This window comes from Actinomadura sp. KC06 (assembly GCF_004348735.1).
Lineage (GTDB): Bacteria > Actinomycetota > Actinomycetes > Streptosporangiales > Streptosporangiaceae > Spirillospora.
The window spans coordinates 19609-37160 of sequence record NZ_SMKT01000058.1 but is presented as its reverse complement, the minus strand read 5'-3'; the positions used below and the strand labels follow the sequence as shown (position 1 = coordinate 37160).

Annotated in this window: 18 protein-coding genes; 6 read left to right on the top strand and 12 right to left on the bottom strand. The window is 70.7% G+C overall.

From position 1 onward, the window contains the following. The first annotated feature begins 1 nt into the window (after position 1). A complete protein-coding gene (locus E1287_RS19915; RefSeq protein ID WP_207934326.1) occupies positions 2 to 1135 on the top strand; it encodes an alpha/beta hydrolase in 1134 nt (377 codons plus the stop codon). Beyond that, positions 1132 to 1890, top strand: a complete 759-nt coding sequence (locus E1287_RS19910) for a hypothetical protein (protein ID WP_131966540.1) — start codon at positions 1132 to 1134, stop codon at positions 1888 to 1890. Before E1287_RS19915 ends, E1287_RS19910 begins: the two co-directional genes overlap by 4 nt. Here E1287_RS19910 and E1287_RS19905 read toward each other — a convergent pair. From E1287_RS19905 to E1287_RS19875, 7 genes are read right to left on the bottom strand one after another with little or no spacing between them, the layout of a single operon-like run. Further along, positions 1862 to 2599, bottom strand: a complete 738-nt coding sequence (locus E1287_RS19905; protein ID WP_207934325.1) for a class II aldolase/adducin family protein — start codon at positions 2597 to 2599, stop codon at positions 1862 to 1864. The genes E1287_RS19910 and E1287_RS19905 overlap by 29 nt on opposite strands. Beyond that, the gene (locus tag E1287_RS19900) at positions 2596 to 3828 is read right to left on the bottom strand and encodes an FAD-dependent oxidoreductase (protein WP_131966539.1); all 1233 of its coding nucleotides are present in this window, start codon (positions 3826 to 3828) and stop codon (positions 2596 to 2598) included. The genes E1287_RS19905 and E1287_RS19900 overlap by 4 nt, the downstream gene beginning before the upstream one ends. Continuing rightward, positions 3825 to 4022 (bottom strand): ferredoxin, encoded by a 198-nt coding sequence (locus E1287_RS19895; RefSeq protein ID WP_131966537.1) that lies wholly within the window; start codon positions 4020 to 4022, stop codon positions 3825 to 3827. The genes E1287_RS19900 and E1287_RS19895 overlap by 4 nt, the downstream gene beginning before the upstream one ends. 39 nt (positions 4023 to 4061) lie before the next feature. Next, positions 4062 to 4847, bottom strand: coding sequence for a 3-(cis-5,6-dihydroxycyclohexa-1,3-dien-1-yl)propanoate dehydrogenase (gene hcaB / locus E1287_RS19890; RefSeq protein ID WP_131966535.1), 786 nt, complete (start codon positions 4845 to 4847; stop codon positions 4062 to 4064). Continuing rightward, positions 4844 to 5167, bottom strand: a complete 324-nt coding sequence (locus E1287_RS19885) for a hypothetical protein (RefSeq protein WP_131966533.1) — start codon at positions 5165 to 5167, stop codon at positions 4844 to 4846. The genes hcaB and E1287_RS19885 overlap by 4 nt, the downstream gene beginning before the upstream one ends. Next, positions 5164 to 5751, bottom strand: a complete 588-nt coding sequence (locus tag E1287_RS19880) for a 3-phenylpropionate/cinnamic acid dioxygenase subunit beta (RefSeq protein ID WP_131966531.1) — start codon at positions 5749 to 5751, stop codon at positions 5164 to 5166. Before E1287_RS19880 ends, E1287_RS19885 begins: the two co-directional genes overlap by 4 nt. After that, entirely contained in the window at positions 5748 to 7136 is a 1389-nt protein-coding gene (locus E1287_RS19875; RefSeq protein ID WP_131966529.1) for a Rieske 2Fe-2S domain-containing protein, read from the bottom strand. The genes E1287_RS19880 and E1287_RS19875 overlap by 4 nt, the downstream gene beginning before the upstream one ends. A 340-nt stretch (positions 7137 to 7476) precedes the next feature. Here E1287_RS19875 and E1287_RS19870 point away from each other — a divergent pair, with 340 nt between their 5' ends. The 4 genes from E1287_RS19870 to E1287_RS19855 all read left to right on the top strand — a co-directional run bounded on the left by E1287_RS19870 (position 7477) and on the right by E1287_RS19855 (position 11894). Beyond that, positions 7477 to 7920, top strand: a complete 444-nt coding sequence (locus tag E1287_RS19870) for a hypothetical protein (RefSeq protein ID WP_131966527.1) — start codon at positions 7477 to 7479, stop codon at positions 7918 to 7920. 78 nt (positions 7921 to 7998) lie between these two features. Further along, a complete protein-coding gene (locus tag E1287_RS19865; protein ID WP_207934324.1) occupies positions 7999 to 9117 on the top strand; it encodes a cysteine synthase family protein in 1119 nt (372 codons plus the stop codon). Positions 9118 to 9121: 4 nt separating this feature from the next. Further along, positions 9122 to 10360 (top strand): MFS transporter, encoded by a 1239-nt coding sequence (locus E1287_RS19860; protein WP_131966525.1) that lies wholly within the window; start codon positions 9122 to 9124, stop codon positions 10358 to 10360. A gap of 106 nt (positions 10361 to 10466) precedes the next feature. Next, the gene (locus E1287_RS19855; protein WP_131966523.1) at positions 10467 to 11894 is read left to right on the top strand and encodes an MFS transporter; all 1428 of its coding nucleotides are present in this window, start codon (positions 10467 to 10469) and stop codon (positions 11892 to 11894) included. Positions 11895 to 11955: 61 nt separating this feature from the next. Here E1287_RS19855 and E1287_RS19850 read toward each other — a convergent pair whose 3' ends face one another. From E1287_RS19850 to E1287_RS19830, 5 genes are read right to left on the bottom strand one after another with little or no spacing between them, the layout of a single operon-like run. Then, a complete protein-coding gene (locus E1287_RS19850) occupies positions 11956 to 13344 on the bottom strand; it encodes an NADH-quinone oxidoreductase subunit N (RefSeq protein WP_207934323.1) in 1389 nt (462 codons plus the stop codon). Beyond that, positions 13341 to 14840: an NADH-quinone oxidoreductase subunit M gene (locus tag E1287_RS19845; RefSeq protein ID WP_243719225.1), complete on the bottom strand. Its 1500-nt coding sequence runs from the start codon at positions 14838 to 14840 to the stop codon at positions 13341 to 13343. The genes E1287_RS19850 and E1287_RS19845 overlap by 4 nt, the downstream gene beginning before the upstream one ends. Then, positions 14837 to 16711, bottom strand: a complete 1875-nt coding sequence (locus tag E1287_RS19840; protein WP_131966521.1) for a proton-conducting transporter membrane subunit — start codon at positions 16709 to 16711, stop codon at positions 14837 to 14839. Before E1287_RS19840 ends, E1287_RS19845 begins: the two co-directional genes overlap by 4 nt. Then, positions 16708 to 17013 (bottom strand): NADH-quinone oxidoreductase subunit NuoK, encoded by a 306-nt coding sequence (gene nuoK / locus E1287_RS19835; protein ID WP_131966519.1) that lies wholly within the window; start codon positions 17011 to 17013, stop codon positions 16708 to 16710. Before nuoK ends, E1287_RS19840 begins: the two co-directional genes overlap by 4 nt. Next, on the bottom strand, positions 17010 to 17543 hold the full coding sequence (locus tag E1287_RS19830; RefSeq protein ID WP_131966517.1) for an NADH-quinone oxidoreductase subunit J: 534 nt from the start codon (positions 17541 to 17543) through the stop codon (positions 17010 to 17012). The genes nuoK and E1287_RS19830 overlap by 4 nt, the downstream gene beginning before the upstream one ends. Between the last annotated feature and the right edge of the window lie 9 nt (positions 17544 to 17552).

The following is a 17552-nucleotide window of genomic DNA, read 5'->3' as shown; positions in this document are numbered from 1 at the left end:
GGTGATCGAGCTGCTCGGGATCCCGATGGCGGCGGGCGCCGGCGTCGACATCTACTCCGGGGTGGCCCGGATGGCCGGGAAGGTGTGGGCGTCCCTGCACCGCGCGGCGGAACCGTCGCGGACGGCCGTCGTCGTGGTGCATCCGAGCTCGAACTTCCTCGGGCACTACCTGCTGGGCCACCTGGCCGAGCGCGGCGTGGACGCGGTCGGCCTGAACACCCGGTACATCGGCAACGACAGCACGCTCATCATGGAGAACTGCGTGCTCGACGTCGGGTCGGCCGTCGGGTTCCTGCGCGAGCGCGGCTACGAGAAGATCGTCCTGATCGGGAACTCCGGCGGCGGCGGGCTCACCGCCTTCTACCAGAGCCAGGCCGAGTCCCCGTCCGTGCGCGCGACGCCCGCGGGCGACCCGCCCGACCTGACGAAGGCCGCGCTGCCGCCGGTGGACGGCCTCGTGTCGCTGATGGCCCACCCGGGCCGCGCGATCGTGTACACCGAGTGGCTGGACCCGGCGATCGTCGACGAGCACGACCCGTCCGAGCGCGACCCGCACCTCGACATGTTCGATCCGCGCAACGGCCCGCCGTACGGCCCCGAGTTCGTCGAGCGGTACCGGGCCGCCCAGCTCGCCCGCAGCCGGCGGATCACCGCCTGGGTCCGTGACCAGCTAGCCGAGCTGGACGAGCGCGCCGACGGTCTGCGCGACCTGCCGTTCCTTGTGCACGGCACGGTCGCCGACCCGCGGTTCCTCGACATGACCCTCGACGCGTCCGACCGCAAGCCGGGCACCCTGTGGGGCCCGGCGGTGACGTCCAACCTGCTGCCGGCGACGCTCGGCCACCACACCAGCCTGCGCTCGTGGCTGAGCCAGTGGAGCGTGGACGACTCCAACTGCGACGGCCCGCACCACCTCGCGCGGACCAGCGTCCCGACGCTCGTCATGTACGGCACCGCGGACCAGGTCTGCTTCCCGAGCCACGCCCGGTCGATGTACGACGCGATCCCCCATGGCGACCGGCGGCTCGTCCCGGTCGAGGGCGGCAACCACTACCTGCAGGGACAGCCGGACCTGATCGCGTACGTCGCGGACACGCTGGTCGGCTGGCTGGAGTCGAAGGGACTACGGGCATGAGCGAGCTGCATCCGGATTTCGCCGACCTCCGGGTCAGCCCCGGCGAGTCGCACATCGACGGCAGGCACGAGCTGTTCGACGTCGTCAACGTCATCGCGTTCGGCGGGGCCGCGGACCGTCCTACGCACGTGCCCGCCGAGCTGGGCGCCGTCGGCCCCGTCGCGATCTGGGAGTCCACCGGCGCTGCCGACCGCCTGCCGTTCTGGAACACCAACCTCGACGGCGACCAGTACCTGTACATCGTGCACGGCAGCGTCCGGGTCGAGTTCAAGGAGACCGAGGGCGACCGGCAGTACGGCCACTACCTGGGCAGGACGGGTGACCTGCTGCGGCTGCCCCAAGAGGTCGCCCACCGGACGTACTCCGGCGACGGCAAGCGGCGCATCAGCCTGGAACTCATGCCGCGCAACCCGTTCTGGGACGGCCTGGGCGCCGAGCCGGTCACGCCGGACACGAGCCGGAGGGCGGGCGGCTTCGCCTTCGAGATCCACGATTCAGAGGTCGAGATCTCCTGGCCCGGCGGCGCGCTGCGCACCCCGCGCGACCTGTTCACCCGCGGGCTGCACGCGCTGTGCGCCTACGAGCTGCACCTCGGGCACAACGAGTTCGACGGCGGCTTCATCGTGCACGACCTCGGCGAGCAGGTGCGGCTGAAGGCGTCCGGCCATGCCGAGACCCTGGACGGACGGGACGTGCTCGCCGTCTTCCACGGCCTCCGCGACGAGCTCAGTGCTCCAGCGGCTGGAGGCGGCTGAGCTCGTGGCGCCAGGCGGTGGCCTCGTTGAAGCCGCCGCCTAGGTCGGGAAGTTCGGCGAGGTCGCGGTCGGGAAGGTCGCGCAGCGTCCCGCCCGCGCTCGCGACCGTCAGCGACATCCGCGCGATCGTGTCGACCGAGATCGCGCGCAGCACCGCCTCGGGGACGGTGACGCCGGTGCTGGTGATGCCGTGCCCTCTGAGCAGGACCACGGCCTTGTCGCCGAGCGCGTCGACCATTTCCCCGGCCAGCCGCCGGTCCCGCACCAGCACGCCGCGCGGATACACCGGCACCCCGGCCTGGGCGATCCGGGCGCCGGGGATGTCGAACGCCCCGATGATGGGCCGGATCGCCAGCCCGGCCAGGTCGGCGGCCACGACGGCGGGCGGATGGGCGTGCACGACGGCCTGGACGTCCGGACGCCGCCGCAGCACCTCGGCGTGGAGGGGCAACTCGTTCGGGGGCGTCCAGCCTCCGTCGAGTTCGCCCTCGGCGGCCGGTGCGCCGTCGAGGTCCACCAGGTGGATGTCGGACGCGGCCGTGTGCGCGAGCCCGCGCTCGCGCGGCCCGCGGCAGCGGACCAGGAGCTGGTCGGGGCCGGTCCGCAGGCTGATGTGGCCGAGGATCCCGTCGGCCAGGCCCCGGACGGCGAGGACGCGGCAGGCGTCGGCGATCTGCCGGCGAAGCTCGGCGAAGGGTCGGGTCATCATCGCCTTCCTGTGGGCTGGGCGTTCGCGAGCAGGTCCAGCTCGGCGATCGCCTGGGTGAAGTCCGCCTCGGCGGCCAGGAGCCGCCGGCACGCGACCAGCGCTCGCGGCCAGTTGAGGGTGACGGCTGCGCCGAGCCGTCCGCCGGTGCCGGTGTAGGCGACGGCGGCCCGCGGCCTGCCGCCCGTGAGATCCCCGATCAGCTTGTGGCCGCTCGTCCGCGCCGGGGTGCCGGCGATCTGGATCTTCCAGTCGTACTGGTCGCTCCACACATACTCCACCGGCCGGTAGGGGAGCGGCTCACCGGGGTGGACGATGTTGCGGGCCACGCACGCCGCCTGCTCGACGGCGTTCGTCCAGTGCTCCACCCTGACGTGCTCGCCATAGCGCGGGTGGAGCCACCGGGCCACGTCACCGGCCGCGAACACGTCCTGCGTCCCCTGCGCGCGGCAGTACTCGTCGCAGATCACGCCGTCTGCGACGTCCAGGCCGGACGAGCGCAGCCACCCGTCGTTGGGAACGGCCCCGATGCCGACCACGACGGTCGAGGCGGGCAGGACGTCCCCGTCGTCCAGGAACACCCGCAGGTCACCGCCGGTTCCTTCGATCGCGACCACGCCAGTGCCGAAGCGGGTCCGGACGCCGTGGCGTTCATGGATCCTGGTCAGCAGCGGGCCGACCTCCGGCCCGAGGACCCGCGCCATCGGATCGAGAAGAGGATCGACGACGGTCACCGCGCAGCCGAGCCGGTTCGCCGTCGCGGCCACCTCGGCGCCGACGAACCCGCCGCCGACGACCACGACCTCGCCGCCGCGCAGCAGATCCCGCCGCAACGCGGCGCTGTCGCTCAGTGTCCGCAGCACGTGGACGCCGTCGCGCGCCGCCCACGGTGAGGGGCGGGCGGACGCACCGGTCGCGATCACGCACACGTCATAAGGCACCCGCGTGCCGTCGGCGAGCCGAACCTGCTTATCCGTGACGTCCAGATGCTCGGCGGCGACTCCGAGACGCAACTCGACCCGCTCGTCCGCAGGCCCGCCGTTCAGCAAGGACAGCTTGCCGGCCGCCCAATCGCCGGTGAGGAAATGCTTGGACAGGGGTGGTTTGTCATATGGCTCGGTGTTCTCGTCGCCGACGACGAGAACACGACCGTCGAAACCGCCGGCGGACAGCGCCTGGGCGGTGCGGATACCCGCCACCGACGAGCCGACCACGACCGCGGTGCGGCTCATTCGCCCTCGACGGTCAACGCCGAAACGGGGCAGCTCCTCGCCGCCTCTTCGACGCGTCGCCGTTCCTCTTCGGGGACGCGCTCCTTGAGCAGGACGACGACGCCGTCATCGTCGATGTCGTAGACGTCCGAGGCGCCGGCGACGCAATTCGCATAGCCCTGGCAGGCGCTTTGGTCAGCCCGCAGGATGGGCATGGCGGCAGCTCCTTTCCGTTTCTGTGAGACGTCCGTCCGTCATGCCTTGGCGGCGATCCCGCCGTCCGGATGCACGACGTCGCCGGTGATTCCCCGGGACCGGGACGAGGCGAGGAACACATAGCTCCACGCGTGATCCGTCCCGCTCAGCGCGACGCCCAGCGGAGTGCGCGCCTCCAGGTCCGCGGCCCGGCCCGGGGTGTCGTCCAGCCGCTGCGACTGCTGCCCCAGGCTGGGGATTCCCCGCAGATCGGTATTGAGCGTCCCGCCCGGAGCGACACCATTGACGCGGACGTCCGGCGCCAGCTCATGCGCCAGCGACGTCACCAGCCCACGAACCGCGAATTTGGACGACACGTACAGCACACCGCCCCGTCCTGGGTAATACGCAGACGTCGACTCGGTGAGCACGATTGAGCCACGCGACTCGCGAAGCGCGGGCAGCGCCGATTTCACCGCGTGCAAATGGCTTTTGACGTTGGTCGAGAACATCTCCGCGAACGCGTCGTCTATCACGTCGGCGTCCAGATCCTGCAGGCCGCGGTAGAAGTCGAAAACGCCGACGCAGTTCACCAGCACGTCCAGGCCGCCGAACGCCGAGACCGCCGCCGCGACGGCCTCGTCGTTCGCCTCCCGCGTCGTCGCGTCGCCGACCGTGACCGGCACGCCGGGAAGCGCCTCGCCGATCGCCGCGGCCTTGCCCGCGTCCCGTTCCAGTACCGCGACGGACGCGCCCTCCGCGCGGAACGCGTCGACCACCGCGCGCCCGATGCCCGAGCCGGCGCCCACGACGAGCGCGCGCCGCCCGTCCAGCCATCCGGTCATTCGCCGTCCTCCGCGAGCGACTCGTCCTCCACGAGCGATCCGAACGGGTGGCCGATCATCTCCGAGAACGTCGCGGTCTGCTGCCAGGTCAGCGCCTCCAGCTCCAGCGGGCACAGCGCGATCCACTGTCCCGAGCGCGGGGACTCCACCAGCAGCCGGGCGCCGTTCCGCGTCTCGACCTTGGTGACCCTGATCTCGGAGAACTCGTTGCCCAGCACGAGCGGCTCGCCCTGCGCGTGCTCCAGCAGCCGCAGCCGCTCCCGCTCGGACCGCGCGGCCTTCTCGGCGTCCGCCCGCTCGCCTTCCCAGCCGATCGTCATAGGAAGATCGCCAGGTTCTGCATGCGGATCACGGACTCGTCCACCAGGATCGTGCGCCGCGCCAGCCGCCAGCCGCCGTCCTCGCGCCGCAGCAGGTCCTCGCGCCCGGCCGAGACCAGGGACGGCTCGCGGACGTCGCCGCGGCTGCGGAACAGCAGCACCCCGGAGTCGACGATGAGATGGTCGTCGTCGCCGGCCGCGAACGTTCGCACATTGGTGATGTGGTGGCGCAGCCTGGACGGCGGGTCCTCCGTCCAGGCGTGCTCGGTGAGGAACCGGGCCACGCGCCGCGACAAGGAGTACTTGTTCTCATCAAAATGAGCTGCCCCGGGCGCGGTGTCGAAACCCGTCCCCAAGGCCGTGGTCACCCGTACAGGCATCAAATAATGGATGTCGTCGGTCAGCAGTTCCAGCCACTGCGTGTAGTTCTGCTCGTCCAGCAGATAAGCCTCGTCGACCAGCCACTGATGGGCCAGCAAATGACGTTCGTCGCCGAACGGCAAAGTGGAGCCGACACGCTGCTCGCGCGGAGCATGACCGCCCAGGACCGACCGGGCCGAATGCGTGCTCTGCTCGCCGGTCACTGCCCGTCCTCCGCCCGATGGCCATTCGTGCCGACCTCGACACCGGCGGCCTTCGGCATCGGCCGTTCCATATGGTCGGCCCAGCGCCGGAGCAGTGCCCGCTGGTTGTACTCGCTGTATCCGACGCGGGCGATGCCGGGCCCGCTGAATTGCTCGGGAGGCAGGGCGGGGACGACCGCCGTGTCGTCCTCCAGCAGGCCCATCCGGCTGTTCAACCGCAGCCGCCGCGCCATCGATCCCGCGGCCGTGTTGGTCAACGACACCCAGTTCTCGACATCGTCCTGCTCGAACATTCCCGTGCTGCCGAAACACATCAGATAAGCCTTGTAGGAGAGCCTTTTGAACTCCTCCGGGGCCTCGGCGTCCACGGCGAACCACGACAGGACCTCGGTCTCGTCCTGGCTGATCGGCTGCCACTGCCGCACCGAGATGAACGGGACGACGTCGTCGGAGTCCTCGACCCGCGGCCAGTTGTGCACGAAGCTCAGGTTCGGGAACACCGAGGCCGCCGAGATCATGAACCCGTCCCGGCCGATGACGTCGCGTTGCTCCCGCGACCATTCCCGTCTCATCCGGGCGATCATCTCGTCGGGATAGCCGACGTACCGCAACCGCTCGTCCAGCCCGCCTGGCGGCAGCTTGTACGTGGTGCCCCCGCCATTCCCGGCCCAATAGGTCGCGCCATCCCGGCGCTTCTCCGCCTTGGGCTCCCGGAACAGTCCGATCTCGACCACACTGGTATGGGTCTGGGGTGTGTGGTACATGTCCCCGGCGAAGTTCTCCGCCCCGATCTTCCAGTTGGCCTTGACCCGCCACCGCTGCGGTCCGCGCATTTCAATCCCACTCGGACTCTGCCGAGTATAGTAATCGAGATAAAACGCGAAGTCGCCGAGATAATCCTCTAGCGACGGCGCTTCGTCGTCCAGGCTGATGAAGATCATGCCATTATAGGAGTCGATTCTCGGTGCGGGCAGAAGCCGCTGGCTCTTGCGCTTGAAGCCGGCCTCCCCGCCGTAGGCGTCCTGATGGAACGGCAGGCCGACGATCCGGCCGTCATTCCGGTAGGACCATCCGTGGTACGGGCAGCGGAAATGCGAGGCGTTGCCCATCTCGGCCCGGCAGACCTGCATGCCCCGATGCAGGCACATGTTGAAGTGCGCATGGATCTCGCCCTTCTCGTCCCGGACCACGATGAACGAGTCGTCCAGGACGCGGCGGACCACATAGTCGCCGGTGCCGGGGATCTCCGACTCATGGGCGACGAACATCCACGCCCTGCCGAACACCCGCTCCTTCTCCAGCGCGAAGACGTGCTCGTCGTTGTAGATGTGCGCCGGGATCATGCCCCGCCGCACACTACCCAGGACACCCGCTTGGTCGATCATCTGCGACGTCTCCCCACGACCCTCGTCTCCCACCGCCAAGTTTCTCTGTACTACAGAGTTTTCCTCTGGCTAGTAGAACAGCGAGCCAGCGCGACTGTCAACCGGCGCCCAGGCTCCCGCAAGGGCCGCCCGAAGCCACCTCACCGGCACCGGAAGGTCCACCTGCGCATCGCGTCCGCGATCAAAGCGCGACCGATGCATCTTCACACGAGGCAGGAGATGATCTTCAAGCGGTGAAAGGAGCTATCTAAGGTGCGTCTTCTGGCCCGGCTTTAATAAACATTGAAAATCGCTTCTAGTTGCTCGCTGGAAGAAAATAGAGCGCCGAGGCTAGCATCACGTGATTGTGGAACTCGCGGCGCGACCGGTGCGAAGTCGCAGGCGTCTCGACAGGTGCCTGTTCGGCTTGCTGGTCGTCGCGGTCTTCCTCGCCTACGGCTCGCCGTGCGTGCCTTTGGGGCACTGTCATGGCCAGCATGTGGTGTCCAGCACGGCGGCCTCGGAGCCGTTGATCAGCACGGCGACCGACCTATCCTCCGAGGTCAAGGCGGACGCCGAGCCGTGTCACATGGATCCGCCGCATGGAGTGATGCCCGACTCGCAGGCGACGGGCTCGCCCGGTTCCGCGTCCGCGCCTGCGGCAGATGTCCTCCTGGTCTCCGTGGAGCTGAGCGCGCATGGAGGCATTCCGCGTCCACCGGGCGAGCCATTAAACGGCTTCGGCCTGGCGGGGTACCGCACCGGCGCCGCCGCCCTCGCAGCGCTTTGCATTTCCCGAACCTGATCAGTCGCGTGCGCCGGCCGCAGATGTCGGCGCATACATGCCCATGTCATGTATCGCGACTGATAAGGACCATCACCCATGAAGCCGACACGCCGTGTCCGCGTGCCCCAGATCCTGGACGTCATCGGCGGAACGCCCGTCGTGGGCCTGCGCAATCTCACGACCCCCGACGAGGCGCGACTCGTCGTCAAGCTCGAGAACGCCAATCCCGCGGGGAGCCTCAAGGACCGGCCCGCCTGGTACATCGTCGAGCACGCGGAGCGGACCGGGCGGCTGCGCCCGGGCGGGACGCTCATCGAGTCGTCGTCGGGCAACTTCTCCATCGCGCTCGCCATGATCGGCGCGTCCCGCGGCTACCGCGTGGTGGCCGTCGTGGACCCGAAGATCACTCCCACCAACCGCGGCCTGCTGGAGGCGTTCGGCGCGGAGATCATCGTCGTGGACGAACCCGACGACTCCGGCTCTTACCACAAGACGCGCATCGAGCTGGCGAACCGGCTGCACCGCGAGACCCCGGGATCGTTCCGTCCGGACCAGTGCTTCAACCCGCTCAACAGCCAGGCGCACTACAACGCCACCGCCCGTGAGCTGCTCGCGCAGACCCGCAACCTGGCCGCGGTCGTCTGCACGGTCTCGACCGGAGGCCAGCTCGGCGGCATCGCCCGGGCGGTCAAGGAGCACGCGCCGGACGTCGAGGTGATCGGCGTCGACGTGCAGGGCTCCACCGTCTTCGGCGGGGAGCCGCACGCGTATCTGACTCCGGGGGTGGGGCTGAGCTGGACGCCGTCCAACCTGCCGGACCTGTCCCTGCTGGACGAGGTGTACATGGTCACCGACCAGGACGCCTTCCAGGCCTGCCGCACCTTGGTGCGCTCCGAGGGACTGCTCGCAGGCGTCTCCACCGGCGCGGCCCTCACCGTCGCGCTCGCCAAAGCGATGCGGGCCAGGCCGAAACAGCAGGTGGCCTTCCTCGCCGCGGATCGTGGCGAGCGCTATCTGGCCACGGCCTTCAACGACGATTGGCTGAAGGCCAACGGACTCAGCGCCACAGCCGACCCGGAAGACCTGCGGGAACGGGCGCGGCACCTCGTCCCGCACTCCACCCGGCCGGCCGAGGAATGCGCGAACTACCTGCCCGGCCTGGCCGCCGAACTCGGCTCTCCCACGCTCGTGCTCGCCCGTTCCGAGTGGCGGTGACGTGATGCTGGCGCTTCTCCGTGAACGCCCTTTCCGGCGCCTGTGGCTGAGCTATTCCGCCTCGGCCGCGGCGACCGGGATGATGCCGACGGCGCTGACGCTCGCCGTCCTGGACGGGCCGCACGGCCTGTCCGCGCTCGGGCTCGTCCTCGGGGCCCGGACGCTCGGGTTCGTCGCCGGGTCCCTGCCCGGCGGGGTCATCGCCGACCGCTACCCGCGCACGCGGGTGCTGGCGATCTCCAGCGCCGTCCGGGGCGGCGCGACCGCGGCCGTGGGCCTCGCCGCCGGCCTTCCCGTCCTGGCCGTCTGCATCGCGATCGCCTTCGCCGGCGCGGGCGAGGGCACCTTCCGCAGCGCCTACCAGGCCCTCGTCGCCGACCACATCGGCAAGGACCGGCTCCAGGAGGCCAACGCCGCCACCACCCTCAGCCTGCGGATCTGGCTGGTCGGCGGACCCACCGCGGCGGTGGCGCTGTACGCCGAGTTCGGCCGCGGGGTCAGCCTCACGGCGGCGGCCGCGCTGTGGTTCGGCTCGGCGCTGCTCGCCGCCGCCGTCCCGGTGAAGGGCTCGGCGGCAGCGCGGCCGGACGCGGGCACCGGCATGCTGACCGAGTTCCGCCAGGGGCTGGACGAGGCGCGCCGGCACCGCTGGTTCCTCGCCGGCCTCGCCGCGCTGATCGCCTGGCTCGCCCTCGGCGAGGCCGCCAAGTACGTGATGCTGCCCGTGGTGAGCCAGGAGAGGTTCGGCTCCACGGCGCTCATCGGCCTCGCCCTCGGCGCCTACTCGGCCGGCGCGATCGCGGGCGCGATGCTGATGAGCCGGTGGAGGCCGCGGCGCGTCGGGATCCCCGCCATGATCATGCTGGGGAGCTACGGGCTCGTCCCGCTCTCCCTCGCCTACGCCTCGCACAGCTGGGTCATCATCGCCGCCTGCGCCATCGGCGGGATCGGCATCGAGGTCTTCAACATCCCGTGGTTCACCGCGATCCAGCGCGAGGTGCCCGGCCATCTGCAGGCCCGGATCTCGTCGCTGGACTTCCTCGTCTCCTACGGGATGAGCCCGGTCGGTTTCGCGCTCATCCCGCCGATGGTGGACGCCGCCGGCGCCCAGAGCGTCCTCACCACGGCGGGGCTCCTGGTCATGGGCAGCGCTCTCGCCGCGCTGCTCGTCCCGGGGATGACGGCCTTCAGCGACCCGCGCAACAAGAAGGCGGAACAGCCCTTGGTGGCCGCCGCCGGGTGAGCGGCCAAACGCGCATCTCATGGCGGGATTATTTACCCGTGGGGGGTATGTTACGGTTCATCGCGACATACCCCCCACGGGTAAATCTCTTGAAGGGTGGACGCTCATGTCCGCAGATCCAAGGCGCTGGTGGGCGCTGGCCGTGCTCGCCACCGCCCAGTTCATGGTCATCATGGACACCTCGATCATCGGGGTGGCGCTCCCCGACATGCAGCGCGAGCTCGGCTTCAGCCAGAGCGGCCTGCAATGGGTGTTCAACGCCTACGTCGTCGCCCTCGGCGGCCTGCTGCTGCTCGGCGGCAAGCTGTCGGACCTGCTCGGCGCGAGACGCGTCTTCGCGGCGGGATGGCTGGTGCTGATCGGCGGCTCCGTCGTCGCGGCGGCCGCCACCGGCGCCGAGGCCGAGATCGTCGGCCGCGCGGTTCAGGGCGTCGGCTCCGCGCTGATCGCACCGTCGGCGCTGACGTTGCTGATGGTGCTGTTCTCGGCGCGGCCGAAGGAACTGGCCAAGGCGATGGCGTTCTACGGCGCCGCGGCCCCGGCGGGCGGCACCGCCGGGGTGTTCCTCGGCGGCGTCATCACCGAGTGGCTGAGCTGGCCCTGGGTGTTCATCATCTACATCCCGATCGGCCTGGTCACGCTGGCGCTGGTCCCGGCCGTCCTGCCGGACGTCCCGGGACGCCGCACCGGGCTCGACGTGCTGGGCGCGCTCGCCGTCACGGGCGGGCTCGCTCTCGCGGTCTACGCGATCGTCCAGGCGCCCGGACGGGGCTGGGACGCTCCGGCGACCGCTCTGCAGCTCGGCGGCGCCGTCCTGCTGCTGGCCGCGTTCGTCGGCGTCCAGCGGATCGCCCGCAACCCGCTGATGCCGCTGTCGGTGTGGCGCACCCCGAGCCTGGCCGGCGCCAACGTGGCGATGACGCTGCTGGGCGCCGCGTGGATCCCGATGTGGTACTTCCTCAACCTGTACCTCCAGCAGGTCCTGGGCTACGGGGCGTTCCCGAGCGGCGCGGCGCTGCTGCCGATGACGGCGCTGATGATGGTGCTGATGGTCGGCGTCACCGGACGGCTCATCGGCCGGTTCGGGACCAAGCCGCTCATCGTCACCGGCCTCGTCGTCCTCGCGGCCGGGCTGGCCGTGCTGTCCACGATCGACGCGGGCGGGAGCTTCGCCGCCGACGTGCTGCCGGGGTCGCTGATCTCCGCGGTCGGCATGTCGCTGGTGTTCATCCCCGCCACGATGGCGGCGCTCGGCGGCGTCGCACCTGAGCAGGGCGGTCTGGCGTCGGGCATCGTCAACACCACGTACCAGGTCGGCTCGGCGATCGGGCTCGCGGCGATGACCGCGATCGCCACCTCGCGGGGCGCGGACGAGCTGGGCGACCTGTCCAGCCTGACCGACGGCTTCCAGGCCGCCTTCATCGGGGCCGCCGTCGTCGCTCTGGCGGGCGCCGGTCTGGCCCTGGTCACCCTGCGAACCCGCGCTGTACAGGCCGGCGCGGACGAGCCCGTCAAGGAGAGGATCCAGGCATGATCGGCTGTACCAAGGCCGCCGCCCGGGTCACCGACCCGGGCGGCACGGCCCTGGACGGGCTTCAGCCGATGGCGAGGACGATGCCGCTTCCGATGCCGAGAACGAGCGAACCCGCGGCCGCCAGATAGGCCGTTCCCTGGGCGACGCGATCCAGACGCCCGGCGGTGTCCTGAGCGTCCTTGGCGTATGCGGGGACGATCCAGCGCAGGTAGTAGAAGACGCTGGCGACGGAATTGACGGCCGCGACGACGGCGAGCCATGCGTAGCGTCCGTCCAGAGCCGCGCCGAACATCAGCAGCTTGCCGACGAACACGGCTGCCGGCGGGGTGCCCACCAGCCCCAGCAGGCAGATGACCAGGGAGAACGCCAGGAGTTTGGAGCGTCGCATCAGCGCGCCGTAGGCGGGCAGCTCGTCGCGTCCGACGGCGATGACCACGGCGAACGCGCCGATATTGGTGACGGCGTAGGCGGCGAGATAGAACAGCAGGGCGGGCTCGGCCAGGTCGGTCCGTCCGGCCACCGCGATCGGGACGAGCAGGTAACCGGCCTGGCTGACGGTCGAGTAGGCGAGCAGCCGCCGGACGTTGTCCTGCGCGAACGCGGCGAGGTTGCCGAGCGTCATGGTCGCGGCGGCGATGATCGCGATGAGCAGCGGCCAGTCGCCGGCGCCGGGCGGAAGCGCCTCGGCGGCGAAGCGGTAGAGGGCGGCGAACGCTCCGATCTTCGGGACGGTCGTGACGAACGCCGCGACCACCGGGGGAGCGCCCTCGGTGACGTCCGGCACCCAGAAATGCGCAGGCACGGCGCCCGCCTTGAAGAGGAGCCCGGCCAGCAGGAGCACGACGCCCACCGTGACCGCGCCGTCCGGGGCCGTCCCGAGCTCGGCGCGGAGCATCTCGTAGGACGTGCCACGCCCGAGCCCGTAGAGCAGGGTGACGCCGGTCAGCATGAAGATGCCCAGGAACGCGCCCATGAGGAAGTACTTGAGCGCCGCCTCGGTGCCCGGCGCGTCCTTCCCGAAGCCCGCGAGCGCGTAGCCGGGGATGCTGGCCAGCAGGTAGGCCGCCACCAGCACCAGGAGATCGGACGTAGCGCCGAGCACGATCGTGCCGAGCGCCGCGAGCATGACGAGGACGTAGAACTCGCTCTCCCGCCGGTGGCCGCGCATCGGCCTCGCGGCGAGCACGATGACCAGTAGCGTCGCCGCCAGGACGACGACCCGCGTCACGTGGGTGACGGGGTCGAGCATGAACGCGTCGAAGGTCATCAGATCCGCGCGGCGGGCGGCGAGCGCCGCCGCCACCAGGCCCGCGACCAGCCCGGACGCGCACATCAGCCCGACGATCCACTGCCGCGCCCGCGGCAGGAACGACCCGGTCAGCAGCCCGATCACCGCCGCGCCGAGGACGAGCAGCTCCGGCAGGAGGTCCGCCGGGTTCTCGCGCATCATCGCGCCACCAGCGAGACCACCGTCGCCGAGAACGGTTCGATGACGTCCAGCAGGAACCGCGGCGCGATCCCGATGACCACCGCGAGCAGCAGCAGCGGGACGATCGCGCCGAGTTCGCTGCGGTGGACGTCGGTGACCCGCGCGGTCAGCTCGCCCGGCGGGCCCAGGACGGCGCGGTGCAGCAGGCGCAGGAACAGCGCGGCGGTGATGAGGATCCCCACGATCGCCAGCGCCCCGGCGACGGCGAGCCCCGTGCCGCCGCTGCCGATCACGCCGGTGAAGATCTGGAACTCGGCGATGAAGCCGGAGAAGCCGGGCAGCCCGAGGGAGGCGAACGCGCCCACCGCGACGAGCGCGGAGTAGACCGGGGCGCGCCCGGCGAGGCCGCCGAAGCGTCCCATGTCATAGGTGCCGGCCCGGCCGTAGAGCACTCCGGCGAGCAGGAACAGCGCGCCGGTGATCAGCCCGTGGCTCACCATCTGCGTGACCGCGCCGGTCACCGCGAGCCGCCGCGCGGCCTGGTCGCCGGCCGCGCCGGCGGCGCCGAGCGCCAGGACGATGTACCCCATGTGGTTGACCGAGGTGTACGCGATCAGCCGCTTGAGGTCTTCCTGCGCGTACGCCACCAGCGCCCCGTACAGGACGCTGATCACGCCGACGACGATGACGACCCAGGCGTAGCGGCGCCACGCGTCCGGGAGCATCGGCATCGCGATCCGGACGAAACCGTAGGCGCCCATCTTCAGCAGGATCCCGGCCAGGATCGCCGAGCCCGCGGCGGGCGCGTCGGTGTGCGCGGGCGGCAGCCAGGTGTGGAACGGGACGGTCGGCGTCTTGATGGCCAGCCCGACGCCGATCGCCAGCAGCACGAGCCCGGCGAGCCCCGCCGACCCGGCCAGCGGCGGAGTCCGGGTCAGCTCCACCATGTCGAAGGTGTGCGGCTCGGCGCCCAGGTAGAGCCCGATGAACCCCAGCAGCAGGATCAGGGAGCCGAGGAAGGTGTAGAGGAAGAACTTCAGCGCCGACCGCATCCTGTCGCCGTGTCCCCACCCGGCGATGACGAAGTACATCCCGACGATCGACAGGTCGAAGAACACGAAGAACAGCAGGAGGTCCAGAGCCGCGAACAGGCCGAGGGACACCGTCTGCAGGAACAGGAAGAGCGCGGCGAAGGCCCGCACCTGCCGTTCCTGGCGCAGCGAGTAGACCGCGCAGGCCAGGAACAGCAGGGAGGTGAGGGCGAGCAGCGGCAGCGAAAGGCCGTCGACCCCGATGTGGTAGCCGGCCCGGACGGACGGGATCCAGCGCACGTTCGTCTCGTAGGAGATCCCGCCGCCCGTGCCGTGCCCGATCCACATCGCGACGACCAGAGCGAGGTCGATGGCGCAGGCGGCGATCCACGTCCAGGCCACCGCGCGGGCGCCGGGCCGGGGCACCGCGTACAGCCCGAGCGCGACGGCGAGCGGCAGGAAGATCACGACGGAGAGCACGGTCACCTGACCAGGAGGACGACGACGATGAGCACGGCGAGCAGGACGGCGGCCTGCGCGTAGTAGGTGTGCGCCTGCCCGGTCTGCGGGCGGCGGGCGAGGTCCGCCAGCAGGCGGGCGCTCCGGCCTGCCGCGGTGACGAGGCCGTCCACCCTGATCTCGATCCGGCGGGCGGCGAGCGCGGCGGCGAGCCGTCCCGTCGCGGCGGCCGCGTGCACGCCCCCGTCGATGACGCGGTCGTCGAACCTGGCCAGCGCGGTGGCCAGCATGAACACCGGACGCGCGACGAGCAGCCCGGCGAGCCGTTCGAGATGCAGCCAGTGCAGGGCGGGGGCCGTCCACGCCGCCCGGACTCGACCACCGTGCCGCATGAAGGCCCAGGTCATTCCGACGGCGAGCAGCGCCAACGCACCGGAGAGCGCCAGCTCGACCGCGCCCGGCGCTGGCCCATGACCGGTGCCGAGGAGGTTCGTCCATGCCTCGTCCACCACGGGCAAAGCGAAGATTCCGAGCGCGGCGGACCACAGGGCCAGCACGGGCAGCGTGACCTTTTCGAGGAGTCCGATGCGCCGCGTCCCGGTCTCCTCGGTGTCCGATCGCGTAGCCGCGCCGGCCGGACGGGTCACGGCGAACAGCACACGCGCCGCATAGCCCGCCGACAGGAGCGCTGCGGCGAGCCCGACCGCGTACAGCGGGGGAGACACGTCCAGGGCGGCGCTGAGGACAGTGTCCTTAGTGGCCCAGAGCGACAGCGGCGGAGTGCCCGCGAGGGCGAGCATCCCGACGCCGAAGGCCGCTCCGACCAGCCGGTACCGGCGAGCGGCGCCGCGCAACTCCCCGAGGTCTTTGGTTCCAAGCGCACTCAGCCACGCGCCAGCGCCGAGGAACAACAGGCTCTTCACGGCGGCGTGCGCGGCGAGATGCGCGGTGCCTCCGGTCACCGTGCCGGCTCCCGCGCCGAGCACCATGAACCCGATCTGCGCACACGTGGAGGCCGCCAGCAGCTGTTTCAGGTCGCGCTGGGCCAGCGCGACCACACCCAGCAGAAGCGCGGTGAGCGCACCCGCCCACGCCACCAGCGACGCGGCCCAGCCCGTCGCGTCGAGCAGCGGTTCCAGGCGCAGCAGCAGGTACGCCCCGGCCGCCACCATGGTCGCCGAGTGCAGCAGCGCGGAGACCGGGCTCGGTCCGTCCATGGCCCGCGACAGCCAGAAGGAGAACGGTAGCTGCGCCGACTTGCCCAGCGCCGCCAGGACGACGCCGGCCGCGATCAAGTCGCGCCAGTGACCCTCCGCGGTGGCCAGCTCGTCGAGGCTCAGCGATCCGGTGCCGATCAGGGCGGCGCCCGCGGCGAAGTACAGGCCGAGGTCACCGGCGCGCGTGGTGACGAAGGAGACGTCCGCGGAACCGACCCGTCTCGGCTCCCGCCACCAGAAGCCGATGAGCGCGTACGACATCGCGCCCATGACCTCCCAGCCCATCAGCAGGACGGCCAGGTCGGTGGCGGTGACCGTCACGAGCATCGCCCCGGTGAACACCAGCATCAGCCCGAAGAAGCGCCCCCGCGACTCGTCCGCGGCGAACTCTCCGCCGGCGAACACCAGGACGGCGAGGCTGACCGATGTGACCGTGAGCACGAGAACGGCGGAAAGCCCGTCCACCGCCAGCCCGCCGGGCAACCGCTCGAACAGCGGGAACCGCACGGTCGGCCGGGCCGCCGCCCCCGCGATCGCCAGGCACAGCGCGACGGACGCGGCCCCCACCGCGATCGCGGGCGCCGGACGATCCACCCGGCGCCCGAGGACGAACCGTCCGCCGAGCAGCAGCACACCGGTAACGATCGGCACCGCCGGCAGCAGCCAGCCCAGAAAACTCATCCTTTGAGATCTCCGGCATCATCGGTCAGATCGACGTCGCGCGCCCGGAACAGCGCGGTGACGACGGCGAACCCCATCGCCATCTCCAGCGCCATCACGGTGACGGCGACGAGCACCAGGACCTGGCCGTCCGCCGATCCGGGCGAGACGTAGAACCAGAACGCCGCGCCCGCCACCAGCAGCCCGTTGATCATGAGTTCGAGGCCCATCATCAGCATCACGATCGACTGCTGCGACAGCGCCCCGTACAGCCCGACCGAGAACAGGGCGGCGGCCAGCACGAGAAAGGCTTCAAGACTCACCTCGCACCGCCCCCGCCCCCGCGCCCCGGCGGCCGGTCGTAACGTCCCCGGTCGGTGGCCAGCACGACGGAGGCGATCATCGTGGCGAGGATGGCGATGCCGATCACCATCATCGCCAGCATCTTCGGCCCCATGATCGCCTCGCCGACGGCGAAGGTCGGGTCGGCGGGGACGGTCCCGCGCCGCCGCGGCCACGGGGTGAGGAGAATCCCGGCCACGAGCGCGGCGAAGACGCCGCCGGCGATGACGAGCGCCCCCAGGTTGTTGTGCACCATCGTCATCGGCATGAGCCCGCCGGGATTCATCATGTACATGATCATGAAGACCGCCATCACCAGCATCTCCATGATCATCATCAGGATCACCAGGACGCCCAGGTAGTCGAGGTCGAGCAGCAGCAGCTCGACGCCGACGCACAGGAACGAGGCCAGCAGGGCGAACGTCGCCCGCGCCATCGAGTCCACGACGAAGACGGCGATGCCGAAACCCACGGCCCCCGCCGCCAGGACCCAGAACGCGACGTCCTGCATCTCACCTCC